The organism is Aeromonas sp. 130281 (assembly GCF_056642115.1).
The window spans coordinates 164818-179099 of the sequence record NZ_JBWVQS010000004.1 but is presented as its reverse complement, the minus strand read 5'-3'; the positions used below and the strand labels follow the sequence as shown (position 1 = coordinate 179099).

At 61.2% G+C, this 14282-nt stretch carries 16 protein-coding genes and 1 riboswitch; of the genes, 5 read left to right on the top strand and 11 right to left on the bottom strand.

Annotated features, from left to right (window positions below; genetic code table 11):
- Nucleotides 1–20 precede the first annotated feature (20 nt).
- The 4 genes from cyoE to AC1IN8_RS12775 all read right to left on the bottom strand — a co-directional run bounded on the left by cyoE (nucleotide 21) and on the right by AC1IN8_RS12775 (nucleotide 3157).
- Nucleotides 21–926, bottom strand: coding sequence for a heme o synthase (cyoE, locus tag AC1IN8_RS12790; RefSeq protein ID WP_479759000.1), 906 nt, complete (start codon nucleotides 924–926; stop codon nucleotides 21–23).
- Nucleotides 923–1939 (bottom strand): COX15/CtaA family protein, encoded by a 1017-nt coding sequence (locus AC1IN8_RS12785; RefSeq protein ID WP_479758998.1) that lies wholly within the window; start codon nucleotides 1937–1939, stop codon nucleotides 923–925. Before AC1IN8_RS12785 ends, cyoE begins: the two co-directional genes overlap by 4 nt.
- Before the next feature lie 70 nt (nucleotides 1940–2009).
- On the bottom strand, nucleotides 2010–2498 hold the full coding sequence (locus tag AC1IN8_RS12780) for a hypothetical protein (protein WP_205642536.1): 489 nt from the start codon (nucleotides 2496–2498) through the stop codon (nucleotides 2010–2012).
- The gene (locus AC1IN8_RS12775; protein WP_479758996.1) at nucleotides 2495–3157 is read right to left on the bottom strand and encodes an SURF1 family protein; all 663 of its coding nucleotides are present in this window, start codon (nucleotides 3155–3157) and stop codon (nucleotides 2495–2497) included. Before AC1IN8_RS12775 ends, AC1IN8_RS12780 begins: the two co-directional genes overlap by 4 nt.
- Nucleotides 3158–3238: 81 nt before the next feature.
- Here AC1IN8_RS12775 and AC1IN8_RS12770 point away from each other — a divergent pair, with 81 nt between their 5' ends.
- Nucleotides 3239–3445 (top strand): DUF2909 family protein, encoded by a 207-nt coding sequence (locus tag AC1IN8_RS12770; protein ID WP_005330432.1) that lies wholly within the window; start codon nucleotides 3239–3241, stop codon nucleotides 3443–3445.
- Between the two features lie 8 nt (nucleotides 3446–3453).
- On the opposite strand, the gene AC1IN8_RS12765 is transcribed toward AC1IN8_RS12770, so the two are convergent.
- The 6 genes from AC1IN8_RS12765 to AC1IN8_RS12740 form a co-directional block, all read right to left on the bottom strand.
- A complete protein-coding gene (locus AC1IN8_RS12765) occupies nucleotides 3454–4335 on the bottom strand; it encodes a cytochrome c oxidase subunit 3 (protein WP_479758994.1) in 882 nt (293 codons plus the stop codon).
- A gap of 2 nt (nucleotides 4336–4337) precedes the next feature.
- The gene (locus AC1IN8_RS12760; RefSeq protein WP_479758992.1) at nucleotides 4338–4892 is read right to left on the bottom strand and encodes a cytochrome c oxidase assembly protein; all 555 of its coding nucleotides are present in this window, start codon (nucleotides 4890–4892) and stop codon (nucleotides 4338–4340) included.
- 9 nt (nucleotides 4893–4901) lie between these two features.
- Nucleotides 4902–6488 carry a cytochrome c oxidase subunit I gene (ctaD, locus tag AC1IN8_RS12755; RefSeq protein WP_139433907.1) on the bottom strand — a complete coding sequence of 529 codons (1587 nt, stop codon included), beginning with the start codon at nucleotides 6486–6488 and terminating at the stop codon, nucleotides 4902–4904.
- Nucleotides 6489–6497: 9 nt separating this feature from the next.
- Nucleotides 6498–7658, bottom strand: a complete 1161-nt coding sequence (coxB, locus tag AC1IN8_RS12750) for a cytochrome c oxidase subunit II (RefSeq protein WP_479758990.1) — start codon at nucleotides 7656–7658, stop codon at nucleotides 6498–6500.
- 369 nt (nucleotides 7659–8027) lie between these two features.
- Nucleotides 8028–10100 (bottom strand): tRNA(Met) cytidine acetyltransferase TmcA, encoded by a 2073-nt coding sequence (locus AC1IN8_RS12745; RefSeq protein WP_479758988.1) that lies wholly within the window; start codon nucleotides 10098–10100, stop codon nucleotides 8028–8030.
- Nucleotides 10097–10411 (bottom strand): HlyU family transcriptional regulator, encoded by a 315-nt coding sequence (locus tag AC1IN8_RS12740; RefSeq protein ID WP_139433904.1) that lies wholly within the window; start codon nucleotides 10409–10411, stop codon nucleotides 10097–10099. Before AC1IN8_RS12740 ends, AC1IN8_RS12745 begins: the two co-directional genes overlap by 4 nt.
- Before the next feature lie 139 nt (nucleotides 10412–10550).
- Here AC1IN8_RS12740 and AC1IN8_RS12735 point away from each other — a divergent pair, with 139 nt between their 5' ends.
- The 3 genes from AC1IN8_RS12735 to AC1IN8_RS12725 all read left to right on the top strand — a co-directional run bounded on the left by AC1IN8_RS12735 (nucleotide 10551) and on the right by AC1IN8_RS12725 (nucleotide 12155).
- Nucleotides 10551–10757, top strand: a complete 207-nt coding sequence (locus AC1IN8_RS12735) for a bacterioferritin-associated ferredoxin (RefSeq protein WP_139433903.1) — start codon at nucleotides 10551–10553, stop codon at nucleotides 10755–10757.
- Nucleotides 10758–10899: 142 nt separating this feature from the next.
- Entirely contained in the window at nucleotides 10900–11379 is a 480-nt protein-coding gene (gene bfr, locus AC1IN8_RS12730) for a bacterioferritin (RefSeq protein WP_139433902.1), read from the top strand.
- Between the two features lie 317 nt (nucleotides 11380–11696).
- Nucleotides 11697–12155: a methylglyoxal synthase gene (locus tag AC1IN8_RS12725; protein ID WP_162519091.1), complete on the top strand. Its 459-nt coding sequence runs from the start codon at nucleotides 11697–11699 to the stop codon at nucleotides 12153–12155.
- A gap of 63 nt (nucleotides 12156–12218) precedes the next feature.
- Here the strand turns inward: AC1IN8_RS12725 and AC1IN8_RS12720 are convergent, their stop codons facing one another.
- Nucleotides 12219–12806 (bottom strand): superinfection exclusion B family protein, encoded by a 588-nt coding sequence (locus tag AC1IN8_RS12720; protein ID WP_025328396.1) that lies wholly within the window; start codon nucleotides 12804–12806, stop codon nucleotides 12219–12221.
- A 203-nt stretch (nucleotides 12807–13009) separates the two neighbouring features.
- Nucleotides 13010–13117, top strand: a riboswitch (yybP-ykoY riboswitch).
- Between the two features lie 88 nt (nucleotides 13118–13205).
- Between AC1IN8_RS12720 and AC1IN8_RS12715 the strand changes: the two genes are divergently transcribed.
- Complete coding sequence (locus AC1IN8_RS12715) at nucleotides 13206–14192, top strand: sodium:calcium antiporter (protein ID WP_479758985.1); 987 nt, start codon at nucleotides 13206–13208, stop codon at nucleotides 14190–14192.
- Nucleotides 14193–14282: the final 90 nt, after the last annotated feature.

Sequence of the window (14282 nt, the reverse complement as noted above, 5' to 3'; positions counted from 1 at the left end):
CCTGCCAGATACCTCCCCCCCTATGACAGCCGCCACAGCCAGTGGTGGTCCAGAACAAGCAGACCAAACAGCAACATCAGGTGATAGATGGAGAAGCGGAAGGTGCGCATCGCCTGGCCGGGACGATCCGAATACTTCAGAAACCAGCCATGCCAGCAGAACCCGAGGTTCAGCGCCAGGCTGCCGATAAGATAGAGCAGCCCGGACATGCCGATCAGGTAGGGCAGCAGGCAGACCAGGGTCAGGATCAGCAGATAGAGCAGGATAGCCGTCTTGGTGAACGCTATGCCGTGGGTGACGGGCAGCATGGGAATGTTCGCGCCGGCATAGTCATCCCGTCTGTGGATGGCCAGGGACCAGAAGTGGGGCGGCGTCCAGGTGAAGATGATCATCACCAGCAACCAGGGCTCGGCCGAGAGCTGTCCCGTGATGCTGGTCCAGCCCAGCAGCGGCGGCATGGCGCCCGCCAGCCCGCCGATGACGATGTTCTGTGGCGTGGCCCGTTTCAGCAACAGGGTATAGACGACCGCATAGCCAAACAGGCTGGCCAAAGTCAGCCAGGCGGTCAGGGGATTCACGCCCCGATAAAGCAGGACAAAGCCCGTCAACGCCAGCCAGAGCGCAAACGCCATCGCAGACTTAGGCCCAATCCGCCCCATGGCGACCGGTCGCCAGCGCGTTCTGCGCATCTGGGCATCGATGCCGTGATCCAGAGAGTGATTCATGGCCGCGGCCCCAGCAGCCAGCAGCCCTATCCCCACCAGCCCCAGCACCATCTCGTCCAGGGAGGCCTGGGTCGGCTCGGCCAGCAGCATGCCGACCCAGGCGGTCAGCAGCAGCAAGGCCACCACCTTGGGCTTGGTCAGCTGGTAGTAGTCCCGCAGCAGCCGGGTGTCGATGAAGCGGGCCAAGGGCTTGCTGTTCATGTCTGACTCCTGATCGCCTCAGGCGACAGCGAAGGGGAAAGCCGGGGGCGGGAGAGCCGTCCACGGGCCAGCACACAACACACCAGCAGGTGCGCCGCCACCAGGTTGTGTGCGAGGGCGTTGGCCAACGGCAGGGCCAGATGGACGTTCGCCAGCCCCAAGGCAATTTGCACGAGCAGCAGGGCCAGCAAGAGCCCCCCCAGGAAGCGCAACAGGGCCCCCTGACGGATCAGGGCGAGGGCAAAGCCTCCCACCAGCAGGGCGGTGGCAAGGGCTCCCAGACGATGGGCGATATGGATGGTCTGGCGCGCCTCCTTGCTCAGCACCCCGAACTCATAGCTGGCGTGGCCGAGCGGCAGATGAAAGGCCTCCTCCCAGTTCAGCTGCGCCTGCCAGCTCCCCTGGCAGAGAGGCAGCTCGACGCAGGCCATGGCCGCATAGTTAGCCGACGTCCAGCCCCCCAGAGCTATCTGCAGCAGCAGCACGCCGCAGGCCGCATTGCCCAGCCAGGGCAAGCCCTGACCGCGGCAGACGGGCGCGTTCGCGGGGGAGCGCGTAAGCTCGACCCGATAGAGCCAGAGCAGGGTCAGGATGGCGAACCCACCCAGCAGATGGGTGGTCACCACCAGAGGGTGCAGCGCCAGCGTCACCGTCCACATGCCCAGCGCCGCCTGCCCAACCACCAGCACCAGCAAGGCCCCCGAGAGGTGGCGCAGACGACCGCCAGCGCGCCAGCTCAGCACGAACAGCAACGCAATCACACCACCCAGCACACCGGCGAAATAGCGGTGCACCATCTCGCTGCGCGCCTTGTGAGGCTCCAGCGGCGTATCCGGGTAGAGCTGGGCCGCCCGCTCCATATGCACGGATTGGGGAACGGCCATGGAGCCGTAACAACCGGGCCAATCGGGGCAGGCCAGCCCGGCATCCGTCAGCCGGGTATAGGCACCGAGCACGATGACCAGCACAGCCAGTGCGATGGCTATCGATGCCAGCCTCTTCTGTATATTCATACGCCCCCCCGCTGACGCTTGTACCCGGATGATGACAACAGGACACACGACACTGGCCTCAGGTGCGTGTTCATTGCACACCTCGCTGATACTTGAGCAGTTGCTGCAGATCCGACAGCACGGCCTTGCCAAGCAGCGGCCACGCCGCCGTGCTGGCCGGCACCTCGTAGCGCAGGATGGCCAGCCCTTGCGAGTCCACCAGCATCATATCGCCCGCCCGCACGGCTCCGTTCGCTCCGCGCGGCGGCGCATCGGTCAGTTGCACCAGATCCAGCTTGTCCAGATTGCGGCCAAGGGCGCTTTGGATCCGCGACATCAACTCGGGCACCTGCTGGCATTGCGCCTCACAACGCCGGGCGGCCAGATAGACCAGTCGCCATTGGTTCTGATGGGGCGGGAGCGGCTGCAACAGATAGACCTCCTGATCCAACCAGGCCCCCTTGTTGCGAGTACCGGGTTCATACCAACCCTGCCTCAGGGTCAGCGCGGCCAGTACCACAGGCAGCAGTATCACCAGCCCAAAGAGGACAGGCACCTTCCATCTTGACCATGAGTTCATGGAGACAACCTCCTTGTCAGCACCAGCCCCCCCACCAGCATCACCAGCGCCAGCCCAAGCCATTGCACTGCATACGCCCTGTGCTTCTCGGGCGGCATGACATTTGGCTGGTAGTGGTGGAGGAAGGGAGTCTGCCTTTGATAAAACACAGCGTCAGCGAGGGGCGAGCCGAGGATCTCGCTCAGGGCATCCACCCTGATGGACTGCAGCCGGTTAGGATAGGGGCCGGACTCGATGTTCTGACCCAGCAAGACGCCGCCGGGGGCCGTGCGCAGCAGACCGTCGAGCTCCAGAGTTGCCGGGATGATGGGCCTTGGCAGCTGCTGCCGGCTGGCGGGTGCAGGCACCCAGCCCAGATTGACCAGCAGCAGGGGACGGGCATCACCGGCGCGTACCGGTATGATGACGTCGTAGCCGATCTCGCCCGCCACAGCCTGGTTGTCCAGCAACCAGACATGAGGGGACACCCATTCGACCTCCCCTCCCAGTGACAGGCCATCCAGTGACTCAAGGTTGCGCCAGTCGAGCCGGGCAAGCGTCATTGGCGCCACCTGCTGCGCCACCGCCATCCGCCCCAGCCAGGCCTCTTTCTCCATCCCCCGCTGCCACTGCCAGAGCGACAGCTTGCACAAACCCGCCGTCACAACCAGAGTGAACATCAGTACGATCCAGCGCCTGTGATGCCATGGTCGCCGCTTATCCCATGTAGCCATGTCACGCATATAACGGAGGGCTCCAACATGTTGATCAAGATAGTGCTGGTACTGATGCTGTTGCTCATCATTGGGCAGCTGTTTCATGCCCTCTGGTTGATGATGACCACGGGTCATCCCCAGAAGATGTCCGCCCCGCTGGGGCGTCGGGTGTTCTTTTCCCTGCTGGTGGTCGTCATCCTGCTGCTCTCCCTGATGATGGGCTGGCTGGAGCCCAACCCGCGCCCTTACTGATCCCGACCTCAGAGCAGGTAGACGAACACGAAGAGGCAGAGCCAGACCACGTCGACGAAGTGCCAGTACCAGGCCGCGGCCTGGAAGGCGAAGTTGCGCTCGGCGGTGAAGTGATCCTTCAGCACTATCCGCAGCCATATGATCAGCAGGAACACAGTCCCCAGGGTGACATGCAAGCCATGGAATCCGGTCAGGATGAAGAAGGTATTGCCGTAGATGCCGGAGTCCAGTCGCAGCCCCAGATCCCGGTACGCATGCAGGTATTCATAGCCTTGCAGCCACAGGAACGCCAACCCGAGCAGCACGGTCACAAGCAGCATCCCCTTGAGGCGACTGCGCTTTCCATTCTCCAGCCCGGTATGAGCAAACAGCAGGGTGACGGAGGATCCGAGCAGGATCAGGGTATTGATGAGGGGGATACCGTGCCAGGGCATGGCCTGGGTCGTGGTCCCTCCCGGGGTCTTGACCATGGGCCAGTGCGCCGAGAAATCCGGCCACAGCAACTGGGCCGTCATCGCCTTGTTGCCCGCGCCGTCCAGCCAGGGCATGGCAAGCTGGCGGGCATAGAACAGCACTCCGAAGAAGGCCAGGAAGAACATCACCTCGGAGAAGATGAACCAAACCATGCCTTGCCGGAAGGAGCGATCCATCTGGGCGCTGTAGAGCCCGGTCATGGACTCCTGGATGATGTGACGAAACCAGCCAAACAGCATGAAGACCAGCAAGGCAACGCCAGCCATCATCAAATACCGGCCGACCCCGGCCTGCTTGCTCGCCACCTCATTGACCAGATGCCCCGCCCCGAAAGCCAGGAAAAACAGGGCAACGGCCCCTATGATGGGCCAGCGGCTCTGATCAGGGACGTAATACGTCTGGTTCACTTTGGCCATGATTATTTCCTCTGCGCCAGCGTCGGGGCTGGGGTGGACTGAGTGATCTCATAGAGTGAATAGGAGAGCGTGATGGTGTTTATGTTGTCGGGCAAATCGGGGTCGACATAAAACTTGAGCGGCATCAGCTTGCTCTCCCCCGCCTGCAACTCCTGACGGTTGAAGCAAAAGCACTCCACTTTCTTCAAATAGGCGGCGGCGGGACCGGGCGAGACTGACGGCACTGCCTGACCAATCATGGTGCGATCGGTGGGATTGAACACCCGATAATTGACCAACTTCATTTCGCCCGGGCGCACCGACAACCGCGCCGTTTCGCCGCTGAACTGCCACGGCATCCGGGTGTCCGCGTGGGCAAGGAACTCCACCTGAATGGTCCGTTTGCTGTCGATCACCGCCCGCTCGGTCGTTGCCGGCTGTACGGCGGTCTTGCCGTTGAGACCGGTGATCCTGCAGAAGACGTCATACAGCGGCACCAGTGCAAAGGCGAACCCGAACATGACAAGCACCACCAGGGCCAGCTTTCTGAGCAGGGGACCGTGATTGACCTGAGCCATATGACCTCCTTACCGCACCTCTGGCGGGGTCTTGAAGCTGTGGTAGGGAGGGGGGGATGAGAGCGTCCACTCCAGCCCCTCTGCCCCTTCCCACACCTGATTGCTCGCCTGCTGCCCCCCCCTGATGCACTTGATCACCCCCCAGACGAACAGCAACTGCGACAACCCGAAGGCGAAGCCGCCGAGACTGATCAGCATGTTGAAGTCGGCAAACTGCAGCGCGTAATCCGGAATGCGACGGGGCATGCCCGCCAGACCGACGAAATGCATGGGGAAGAAGAGCACATTGACCGAAATGAGCGAGCACCAGAAATGCCATTGGCCGAGTCGCTCGTCATACATGTGCCCCGTCCATTTGGGCAGCCAGTAATAGGCGGCTGCCAGGATCGAGAAGACGGCGCCGGTGACCAGCACATAATGGAAATGGGCCACGACAAAATAGGTATCGTGATATTGGAAATCGGCCGGGATCATCGCCAGCATCAACCCCGAGAAGCCACCTATGGTGAACAGGGTGATGAAGGCGATGGCGAACAGCATGGGGGTCTCGAACGTCAGGGAGCCCCGCCACATGGTGGCAACCCAGTTGAATACCTTCACCCCGGTCGGCACCGCGATCAGCATGGTGGCGTACATGAAGAACAGCTCGGCGACCACGGGCAACCCAGTGGTAAACATGTGGTGAGCCCAGACCATGAAGGAGAGCAAGGCGATGCTGCTGGTGGCATAAACCATGGAGCGATAGCCAAACAGTTTCTTGCGAGAGAAGGTGGGAATGATGCTGGAGACGATGCCAAAGGCCGGCAGTATCATGATGTACACCTCAGGGTGGCCAAAGAACCAGAAGATGTGCTGGAACAGCACAGGATCCCCGCCCCCGGCCGCATCGAAGAAGCTGGTCCCGAAATACTTGTCCGTCAGCACCATGGTCACCGCCGCCGCCAGGACCGGCATGACGGCGATGAGCAGGAAGGCCGTGATAAGCCAGGTCCAGACAAACAGCGGCATCTTCATCCAGCCCATGCCCGGCGCCCGCAGGTTGAAGATGGTGACGATGACGTTGATGGCTCCCATGATGGAGGAGATACCCATGATGTGGATGGCGAAGACGAACAGCGCCGTACTGTTGCCGCTGTATTTGGTGGACAGGGGGGCATAGAAGGTCCAGCCCGAGCTGGGGCCACCGCCCTCCATGAACAGGCTCGACAGCAGGATCAGAAACGCAAACGGCAGGATCCAGAAGCTCCAGTTGTTCATCCGGGGCAGTGCCATGTCCGGGGCACCGATCATGATGGGGATCAGCCAGTTGGCGAGACCGGTGAAGGCGGGCATCACGGCGCCAAAGACCATGATGAGGCCATGTACCGTGGTCATCTGGTTGAAGAACAGGGGCTCGACCAGTTGCAGACCGGGCTGGAACAGCTCGGCCCGAATGACCATGGCCATGGCGCCACCGGTGAAGAACATGGTCAGGGCGAACAGCAGATAGAGAGTGCCGATATCTTTGTGATTCGTGGTGTATAGCCAGCGTTTCAGGCCCGATGCAGGTTGGTGGGCGTGCTCGCTGTGCAGGGTATCCGTGATTCCATCACTCATGCTGGCGCCTCACTTGTCCTTGTTTGGTTCGACTGGGTTCAGAAGGGACTGCACCTCTGCAGCCTGAATGACATCACCGGTCTTGTTGTCCCAGGCATTGCGCTCGTATGTCACGACGGCGGCGAGCTCCTGCGCCGTCAGCTGCTTGCCGAAGGGCTGCATAGCAGTCCCGCTCTTGCCATGCAGGACTATGTCCAGGTGCTGGGCCCTGTGTTCTGGCAGCGTCGCCACCTTGCTGCCCTTGAGGGCCGGGAAGATACCGGGCAAACCCGTACCCGCGGGCTGATGGCAGGCGGCGCAATGTCCCAGGAACACCTTCTCACCCAGCTCCATGGCCTGCGGCAGCGTCATGGTCTGACTGGCCAGGTCTTGCTGCTGGGCCTTGGCTGCCGCCTGATCTGCCGCTGTCTTTGCGATCCAGCCATCGAACTCCCCGGCCGGCTTGGCCACCACCACTATGGGCATGAAGCCGTGGTCTTTACCGCACAGCTCGGCACACTGCCCCCGGTAGGTGCCGGCCTTGTCGATGCGGGTCCAGGATTCGTTGATGTAACCAGGATTGGCATCTTTCTTCACCGCGAAGGCGGGCACCCACCAGGAATGAATTACATCGTCCGAGGTCATCAGGAATCGGATCTTCTTGCCGACGGGCAACACCAGAGGCTGATCCACTTCCAGCAAATAGGTGCCGCTCTTGGGTTCGTCACCCGAGATCTGCTTCTTGCTGGTCGCCAGCAAGGAGTAAAACTCCACCGGATGCTCGAGATATTTGTAATGCCATTTCCATTGCGAGCCCGTGATGAGCACGGTGAGATCGGCTTTGGAGGTATCCTCCATCTTCAGCAGAGTCGAGGTCGCCGGTGCCGCCATCGCGATCAGGATCAGCACCGGGATGGCCGTCCATAACAGCTCGATGCGGGTGCTCTCGTGGAATTGGGCGGCCTTGGCGCCGCGAGACTTTCTGTGGTGGACGATGGACCAGAGCATGGCCCCGAAGACGATAAGGCCAATGGCACAGCAGATATAGAAGATCGTCATATGCAGGTCATACACCTGCTGGCTGATGGCGGTCGCCCCGCGTGTCATGTTGAATGTGATGTCGTTGGCGGAAACACTGTTGCTGGCGAGCCACACCATCCATGCGCCATGGTTGATTGCATTTTTTCCCACATTGCACTCCCTGTGCACGTTAGAAAAGATGGCAAGCATTGACAGCTTAAAGGCTAACCATCTGAAAATAATGCATTTATTAAACGTTCAGTCACACTCAAGTATTAGTCCATATTCTGAAAAAACCAAAGTGGTGCCGGCCGACGAGGGACTCATCAGAGCAGTTGGCATCCTATCCGGAGTAAACGAGGAGGGGGCTGGTGGCAACCATTGCCCCATGACATAGCCCTGAACGGCGCAATCACAGGACATATCCGGTAGCGAGCGGCCAGGGCCGCTCGACAAAAGAGAAGGGGCCACACTGGCCCCTTGTTCTTATATGGCAACCGCTGATGTCATCTCGCACCGCCGCGGCCCTGTCGTCCGTCGTCAGGTCATGGGTGCCTGTTTGTCCAACAGCCGGGCCAGCAGGCTGCGCAGCCGCTTGATCACTGCAGGCTTGCCGGCAACCCCCAACGTCTTTGCCAGCTCGGCCCAGGGCACATACTGCCAGATGGGGGCGATCAGCAGCCGACGCTCGTCGGGAAGCAGTTCATCCAGCACAGTCAACCGACTGGCCAGCCAGCGTTGCAGGCTGGCTTGGCATAGCTCGAACGGCTTGTGATGATGGGCAAAGCAGTCGAGCTCCTGATACTCGAACTCATCCAGTTCGGGCACCTCTGCGGCCACGTCGCCTCTCAGACATAGCCAGACCAGTTCAGGCTCCAGCCCCTTGAGCTCTCCTGCCAACAGGGTGGGCAACTGGCTCACGAAGCGCCGTCGCCATTGAGCCAATTCCGGATCGAGCTCCACTTTCAGCGGTTTGAGCAACAAGGCCGCATGGCTGCCGCTGGCCGCATCCCGCTGCAAGCCGATGCGCAATACCGTCAAGCCCCCCTTGAGCCAGAATGGCAGCAGATCGGGACTCGCAGAAAAGGCTGACCCCAGATAGTCGTATCCCTGCGCGCGGTAGTGTGTTTCCAGCTGCGCCAGCAGCAAAGAACCCAGTCCCAGGCGATGCAGGGCGGGATGAATGGCGATGCGCATCACCCTGGCATAGGTGCGCTCCCCAGCCGTGATGAAGCCGGCGTGTGCCAGCAGCGACTGGGGCAGCAGATGACCACGGGGGCGTCTTCGCCCAGCCCAGATGTCATGAGCCAGCGCAGGCGCTATGTTCCCTTCCCGGGCCACCAGGGCAACACCGAGCAGCTCCCTCTCCTGCTCCAGCAGGTGGACATCGAGATCCGGGCTCTCCAGCAAATACCGCAGATCGCTGGGGCTGGTCTGATAATGGGCCAGGACGAGCAGGCCGAACACCCGATTGAGCAGCGCCTCATCCCCGGCCAGCGCCTCCTGCGCCAGCCGTCGCCAGCTCGGTGTCTTCGGGGGTTGAGGTGCCACTGTGTCGGCATTGAGGCCGAGCAGCCGGAAGATCAGCGGCTCCAGCGGATCATGCCGGCTCCAGCGGATGGGTTCCGCCAGATGCAGCTCCTGCCAATCCGGGGTCTGCCTATCGAGCACCCGCTTGAAACGCAGATGAAAGCCACGCCCCGTCCCCTCATAGCCGTGCTCGGTGGTAGCGAACACTATGCGGCTGTGATGGGCGAGGATGGCCTCCAGCAGCGGGGTCGGAATGGCGGCGGCCTCATCCACCAGCAGCAGATCCGTTTGCACATCCCCTTGAGCGACTCGGTCTGGCGACACATAGGTCAGGCCCGCCAGCCGCTCAGGGGTGTCTGCCAGCGCCGCCGAGGCATGGGCAAAGAGCGTGGCGACGGTCGCCTGGGCGGGTGCCGTCACCACTATCTGCAGGCCGGGATCCTGGCGCAGCAGATCGGCGCTGGCCAGCCCCAGCAGTGCACTCTTGCCGCGGCCACGATCCGCGCTCAGCACCAGCGGACGACGGCGATGACCATGCAACACCTTGTGAATGGCCGGCAGCGCACGGGCTTGATCGGTACTGAGTGGCCGACTTGCGTCAAGAGGACGCCAGGGCTCGCCGCCGACGGGAGGACTCAAGGAGAGGGCGGGATCCCCTGTCAGCAGCCGCACCAGGCGAGCAATAAAACCATGACCCGCCAGCTTGGCATCCTCAGGCTGGGCGACCAGTCGCAACCTGTCCGGATCCGGGTAGGCTGGCCACACCTCTCTGGGAGGCGTCAGCAACAGCAGCAGCCCCCCGGCGCGCAGCGTGCCCGCCAGGGCGCCGAAGGCATCGGGATGAAAGCCGCTGAAGGCGTTGAACACCAGGGTATCGCACTCCTGACCGAGCCGTTGTAGCGCCTTGGCGGCAGGCAGTGGCTTATGGCGTTCGGGGCCATCCCCCAGCCAGAAGACAGCCTCCCCCAGCAAGGGTTCGGCGCGGGTGATGCAATCGGCTTCGATCCCTTCCAGCCAGATCAGGCGACGCTCACCGGCGTGAGCGAGAGCCTGGCGCAACAGATCCACCTCGGCAGGGATCATGAGGCTGAACTGTCGCCAGGCTTCACCCGCGGCTCAAACATGCGCTCCCCCATCTGATCGATGAAGGTATGGGCTTTTTGCACCATGAAGCGCTCTGCGTCGGCTGGGTTGGCGAACAGATCGGAGCGGATGAAGCGATGAGTCTGTAATTGCCCGTCGATCTCCCTGGTGATGCGACCGGCCAGCCTGTACTGCCCCCCTTCCGCCATGGGTTCGGGATAGATGAGATAGCCGGCGTATTCGGTGGGCGTGACATCGACTATCTGGGCAGCTTGCCCCTTGAACAGGGCACTGAATAGTTTCTTGAGCATCTTGGTCTCCTCTCTGATGGTTGCATTCTCCTCAAGGGGGGAATCACTGGCAAGCAGGGGATCTTATTACCATTCGTTCTTTGCATTACGAACCATTCTCATTTAGATTTCATCTCATTCCAGCATGAGGTCCATTAATATGTACGTGTGTTTGTGCCGCGGCATCACAGATAACCAGATCCGCAAGGCGGTACAGGCAGGCAAGACCGAGTTCAGACAGCTGAAACAGTCGCTGGAAGTCGGTGCCCAATGTGGCAAGTGCGTGCGCATGGCGATGGAGATCATCGCCACCGAGATCGACAAGCTGGAGTCGGAGCAGGCGCCCCTTTATTACGAAGTGGCCTGAAGTGCCTCTTCCCGACCCCTTCACTTCATCGAGCGGATGCTCTCCCTTGCAGGGGAGCCGATTCGCCATCTTCTTATGGTCATTTTTCTCGACTACGCTCTAGTGATCGGTGCCCTAGGCTCGAACACGAGGAGTAATGTCGATGAAAGGAGATCCCAAAATCATTGCCCACCTCAACAAGGTGCTGGCCAATGAGCTGGTTGCCATCAACCAATATTTCCTGCACGCCCGCATCTACGATGACTGGGGCCTCAAGGGGCTCGGGCACAAGGAATATCATGAGTCCATCGATGAGATGAAGCATGCCGACGAGCTGGTCAAGCGAGTGCTGTTTCTGGAAGGACTACCCAACTTGCAGGATCTGGGCAAGCTGCGCATTGGTGAGACAGTCGAAGAGATGTTGCGCTGCGATCTGTCACTGGAAATGGATGCCATCCCCGACCTGAAAGTGGCCATCACCTATGCCGAGTCCGTCCATGATTACGTCAGCCGTGACCTGTTCCAGGAGATCCTGGAAGACGAGGAGGAGCACGTTGACTGGCTGGAAACCCAGCTGGACCTCATCGCTCGCATCGGCCTGGAAAATTATCAGCAATCCCAGCTTCATACCGCATCATCCTGAGTGCGGATGTCATCAAGATCTGCCCCCAACCCGCCAAGGCGGGTTTTTTTCTGGGCCGCCAGCGTCAAGCCCAAGCATGAATCTGAAACATACGGGCATTACTGTCTGCCAGGCAGGTGGCCAACCGGGTGGTTTCCCCAAGTCAGCCACCCTCCTTTACGGCACGGGGCGCACCGCCGGGCTCGGCACACAAGGCTCTGCCCCAAGCCGGATTGAACCATTGCAGAGATCACAGTTACGATGCAGGGCAGAGCAGCACACGCCGCTTTCGATTAGGATACGGCCCTATTCCCATCACTTTGCTACGGATGATTTCCATGGAACTGATTGCACGTGAGATGGCGCCCCACAAGCGGGTAGCCCTGGTGGCTCACGACAACATGAAGACCCCATTGCTGAACTGGGTGCTGCGCCGCAAGGAGGAGCTCAAGCTCCACCACCTCTATGCGACCGGCACCACGGGCACCCTGCTCGGCAAGAAGGCGCAACTGCCCATCACCTGCCTCTTCTCCGGACCCATGGGGGGCGATCAGCAGCTCGGCGCCCTCATCGCCGAAGGGAAGATCGACGTGATGATCTTCTTCTGGGATCCCCTCAATCCCGCGGCGCACGATCCGGACGTGAAGGCACTGCTGCGCCTCGCGGCGGTCTGGAACATCCCGGTCGCCACCAATGAAGCGACGGCGGACTTCATCATGGACAGCCCGCACATGCAGCAGGCATTCAGCGTCCAGGTGCCCGACTACGCCGGTTATCTCAAGGCAAGAACCGAGTAGCCCCAACCAGATAGCAAAGAGCCGGACAGTGTCCGGCTCTTTCGTTTGAAGGATGGTGGCGGTTCAGCGCTGGAAGCTCTTCTGGGCGAACTTGGGTCTGGCATTCATGATCTGCTCCACCTGCTCGTCGCTCATCTTGCCGCGCGATAGCCCCAGCACCTTGTAGGTCAGCAGCGGCCGTGCCGGCAGCGCAATCATCAGGGCGCGGATCTGGTTTTCGTCCTCCTTCTCTCGCACCGGCTTCCCATAGGCATAGGTCAGCACCCCGGCATCCATCAGGTTTTTGACGGCGGGTTCGGTGATCGGCAGGTTTATGACGCTTTTCCGTTGCAGCACGAACTCCCGCAGCACCGCCTTCTCGTTGAAGTCGAGGAAGCCAATCATCTGGGCCAGTTGATCCTGCTGGCGGCGGGACTGCCACTCGTCACAGGCCCATTCCCAGGCGATCAGGAAACCCTGGCTGCAGAAGTAGGAGATGGCGATCAGCATGCCGACCCCCAGCCAGGCGGCGTGAGCCGTGGCCCACTGACTGACGGCACCTTTCATCAGCCCGGCCGGGAACAGCAATATGATGCTGCAGCAGAGCAGCAGCCAGACCATCAGCCAGTTGAGGCGATTCAGCTGATAAAAATGTTGGATCCACCGTTTCATCGTTCACCCTTCCCAAGTCAATGTGGACAGTAGTCAACTCATAGCAATCCCTGTGCCAAGGCGAGGAGCCTGTGGGCGGGATCCGGATCCTGGCGAGCAGACTGGTGGGTTTGGTCGCTGGCCAGGTTACATCCCCTTACAAGTTGCCGGGGGGATGAGCCGCCATTTTCCTTGTGGGGTGACCCGTCTCTTGGTAAAAACCCCGCACTGTCATTGGGGAGTAGCAACCCGCCCATGATCCGGGCCGGGCTCATGTCAACATTCTTGGATCTGCCGATCCATGGCATGGGCGGCGATAGCATCTATCGTCCTGCAAGACCTTTGGCCTCGATACGCAAGCCAGCCGGGCGAGCCGTATCGGGTCCATCGGTTGTTCTGCTCGCCTGGCGGTTGCCCATTATGCTGATCACCCTGCTGTTATTTCTGCTCTCTGCCGCCACCATCTACCTGGCCTGCGACTATTTCGTCAACGGTATCGAATGGACCGGCCATCACCTCAAGTTCTCCCAGAGTGCCACCGGCTCCCTGCTGGCGGCCCTCGGCACTGCCTTGCCCGAATGCATAGTCACCCTGAGCGCCCTGCTGATGGGGGATGCTCCCGCCCAGCAGCAGATAGGGATAGGGGCCGCCCTCGGCGGCCCCCTGGTGCTCTCCACCATAGGCTATGCCGCCGTCGGCCTGACCCTGCTGCTGTGCATGGGCCCTGAGCACAGGGTCATCAATGACGAGGTACAGCGCGAGATAGGGCGGGATCAGGCCTGGTTTGTCGGCATCTTCCTGGTAGCGGTGGCCCTCGGCATGGTGGCCTTCACCGGCAAGACCTGGCTGGCCCCGCTGTTCGTGCTGGCGTACCTCCTCTATGTGCGGCGCGAGCTGAAACAGACCGACAGCCACGAGGTCGAGTTGCCAGAGCCCCTCAAGCTGGATCCCAAGGCCGTCATCCCGGCCCTTCGCAAGGTGCTGCTGCAGACCCTGGGAGCCCTGGTGGTGGTCGCGCTGGCGGCGCAGCTGTTCGTCCATCAGCTGGAGAGCATGGGTGAGCTGTTCGGCCTATCTCCCGTGCTGGCTGCCCTGCTGCTGAGCCCGGTAGCGACCGAGATGCCCGAGCTGATGAACGTACTGATCTGGGTACGTCAGGGCAAGAACCGGCTGGCGCTGGCCAACATCTCCGGCGCCATGATGATCCAGGGCACCATACCCAAGGCATTCTGCCTGCTGTTCACCCCCTGGTTGCTCGACAGCACCATGCTGGTCTCCTCCCTGGTGACCTTGCTGGCGGTGGTACTGCTGTGGTGGGGCTTCAGCGGTGGGCGGATGACGGCGGGCAGGCTGGCCTGCGTGGGGCTGGTGTATCTGGGTTTCTGCGGCTGGCTGATGGTGAGCTGACGGCGCGATCTATGTGAAGATGACGCCACAAACAAGGGCAGGATCGGATCCTGCCCTTTCTTCATGGATTTAGGTTCGCGGGTTGAACCC

Coding starts and splice junctions, on each gene's coding strand:
- cyoE (WP_479759000.1), bottom strand. CDS start 926: ATGAACAGCAAGCCCTTGGCCCGCTTCATCGACACCCGGCTGCTGCGG.
- AC1IN8_RS12785 (WP_479758998.1), bottom strand. CDS start 1,939: ATGAATATACAGAAGAGGCTGGCATCGATAGCCATCGCACTGGCTGTG.
- AC1IN8_RS12780 (WP_205642536.1), bottom strand. CDS start 2,498: ATGAACTCATGGTCAAGATGGAAGGTGCCTGTCCTCTTTGGGCTGGTG.
- AC1IN8_RS12775 (WP_479758996.1), bottom strand. CDS start 3,157: ATGTTCACTCTGGTTGTGACGGCGGGTTTGTGCAAGCTGTCGCTCTGG.
- AC1IN8_RS12770 (WP_005330432.1), top strand. CDS start 3,239: ATGTTGATCAAGATAGTGCTGGTACTGATGCTGTTGCTCATCATTGGG.
- AC1IN8_RS12765 (WP_479758994.1), bottom strand. CDS start 4,335: ATGGCCAAAGTGAACCAGACGTATTACGTCCCTGATCAGAGCCGCTGG.
- AC1IN8_RS12760 (WP_479758992.1), bottom strand. CDS start 4,892: ATGGCTCAGGTCAATCACGGTCCCCTGCTCAGAAAGCTGGCCCTGGTG.
- ctaD (WP_139433907.1), bottom strand. CDS start 6,488: ATGAGTGATGGAATCACGGATACCCTGCACAGCGAGCACGCCCACCAA.
- AC1IN8_RS12745 (WP_479758988.1), bottom strand. CDS start 10,100: ATGATCCCTGCCGAGGTGGATCTGTTGCGCCAGGCTCTCGCTCACGCC.
- AC1IN8_RS12740 (WP_139433904.1), bottom strand. CDS start 10,411: ATGCTCAAGAAACTATTCAGTGCCCTGTTCAAGGGGCAAGCTGCCCAG.
- AC1IN8_RS12735 (WP_139433903.1), top strand. CDS start 10,551: ATGTACGTGTGTTTGTGCCGCGGCATCACAGATAACCAGATCCGCAAG.
- bfr (WP_139433902.1), top strand. CDS start 10,900: ATGAAAGGAGATCCCAAAATCATTGCCCACCTCAACAAGGTGCTGGCC.
- AC1IN8_RS12725 (WP_162519091.1), top strand. CDS start 11,697: ATGGAACTGATTGCACGTGAGATGGCGCCCCACAAGCGGGTAGCCCTG.
- AC1IN8_RS12720 (WP_025328396.1), bottom strand. CDS start 12,806: ATGAAACGGTGGATCCAACATTTTTATCAGCTGAATCGCCTCAACTGG.
- AC1IN8_RS12715 (WP_479758985.1), top strand. CDS start 13,206: ATGCTGATCACCCTGCTGTTATTTCTGCTCTCTGCCGCCACCATCTAC.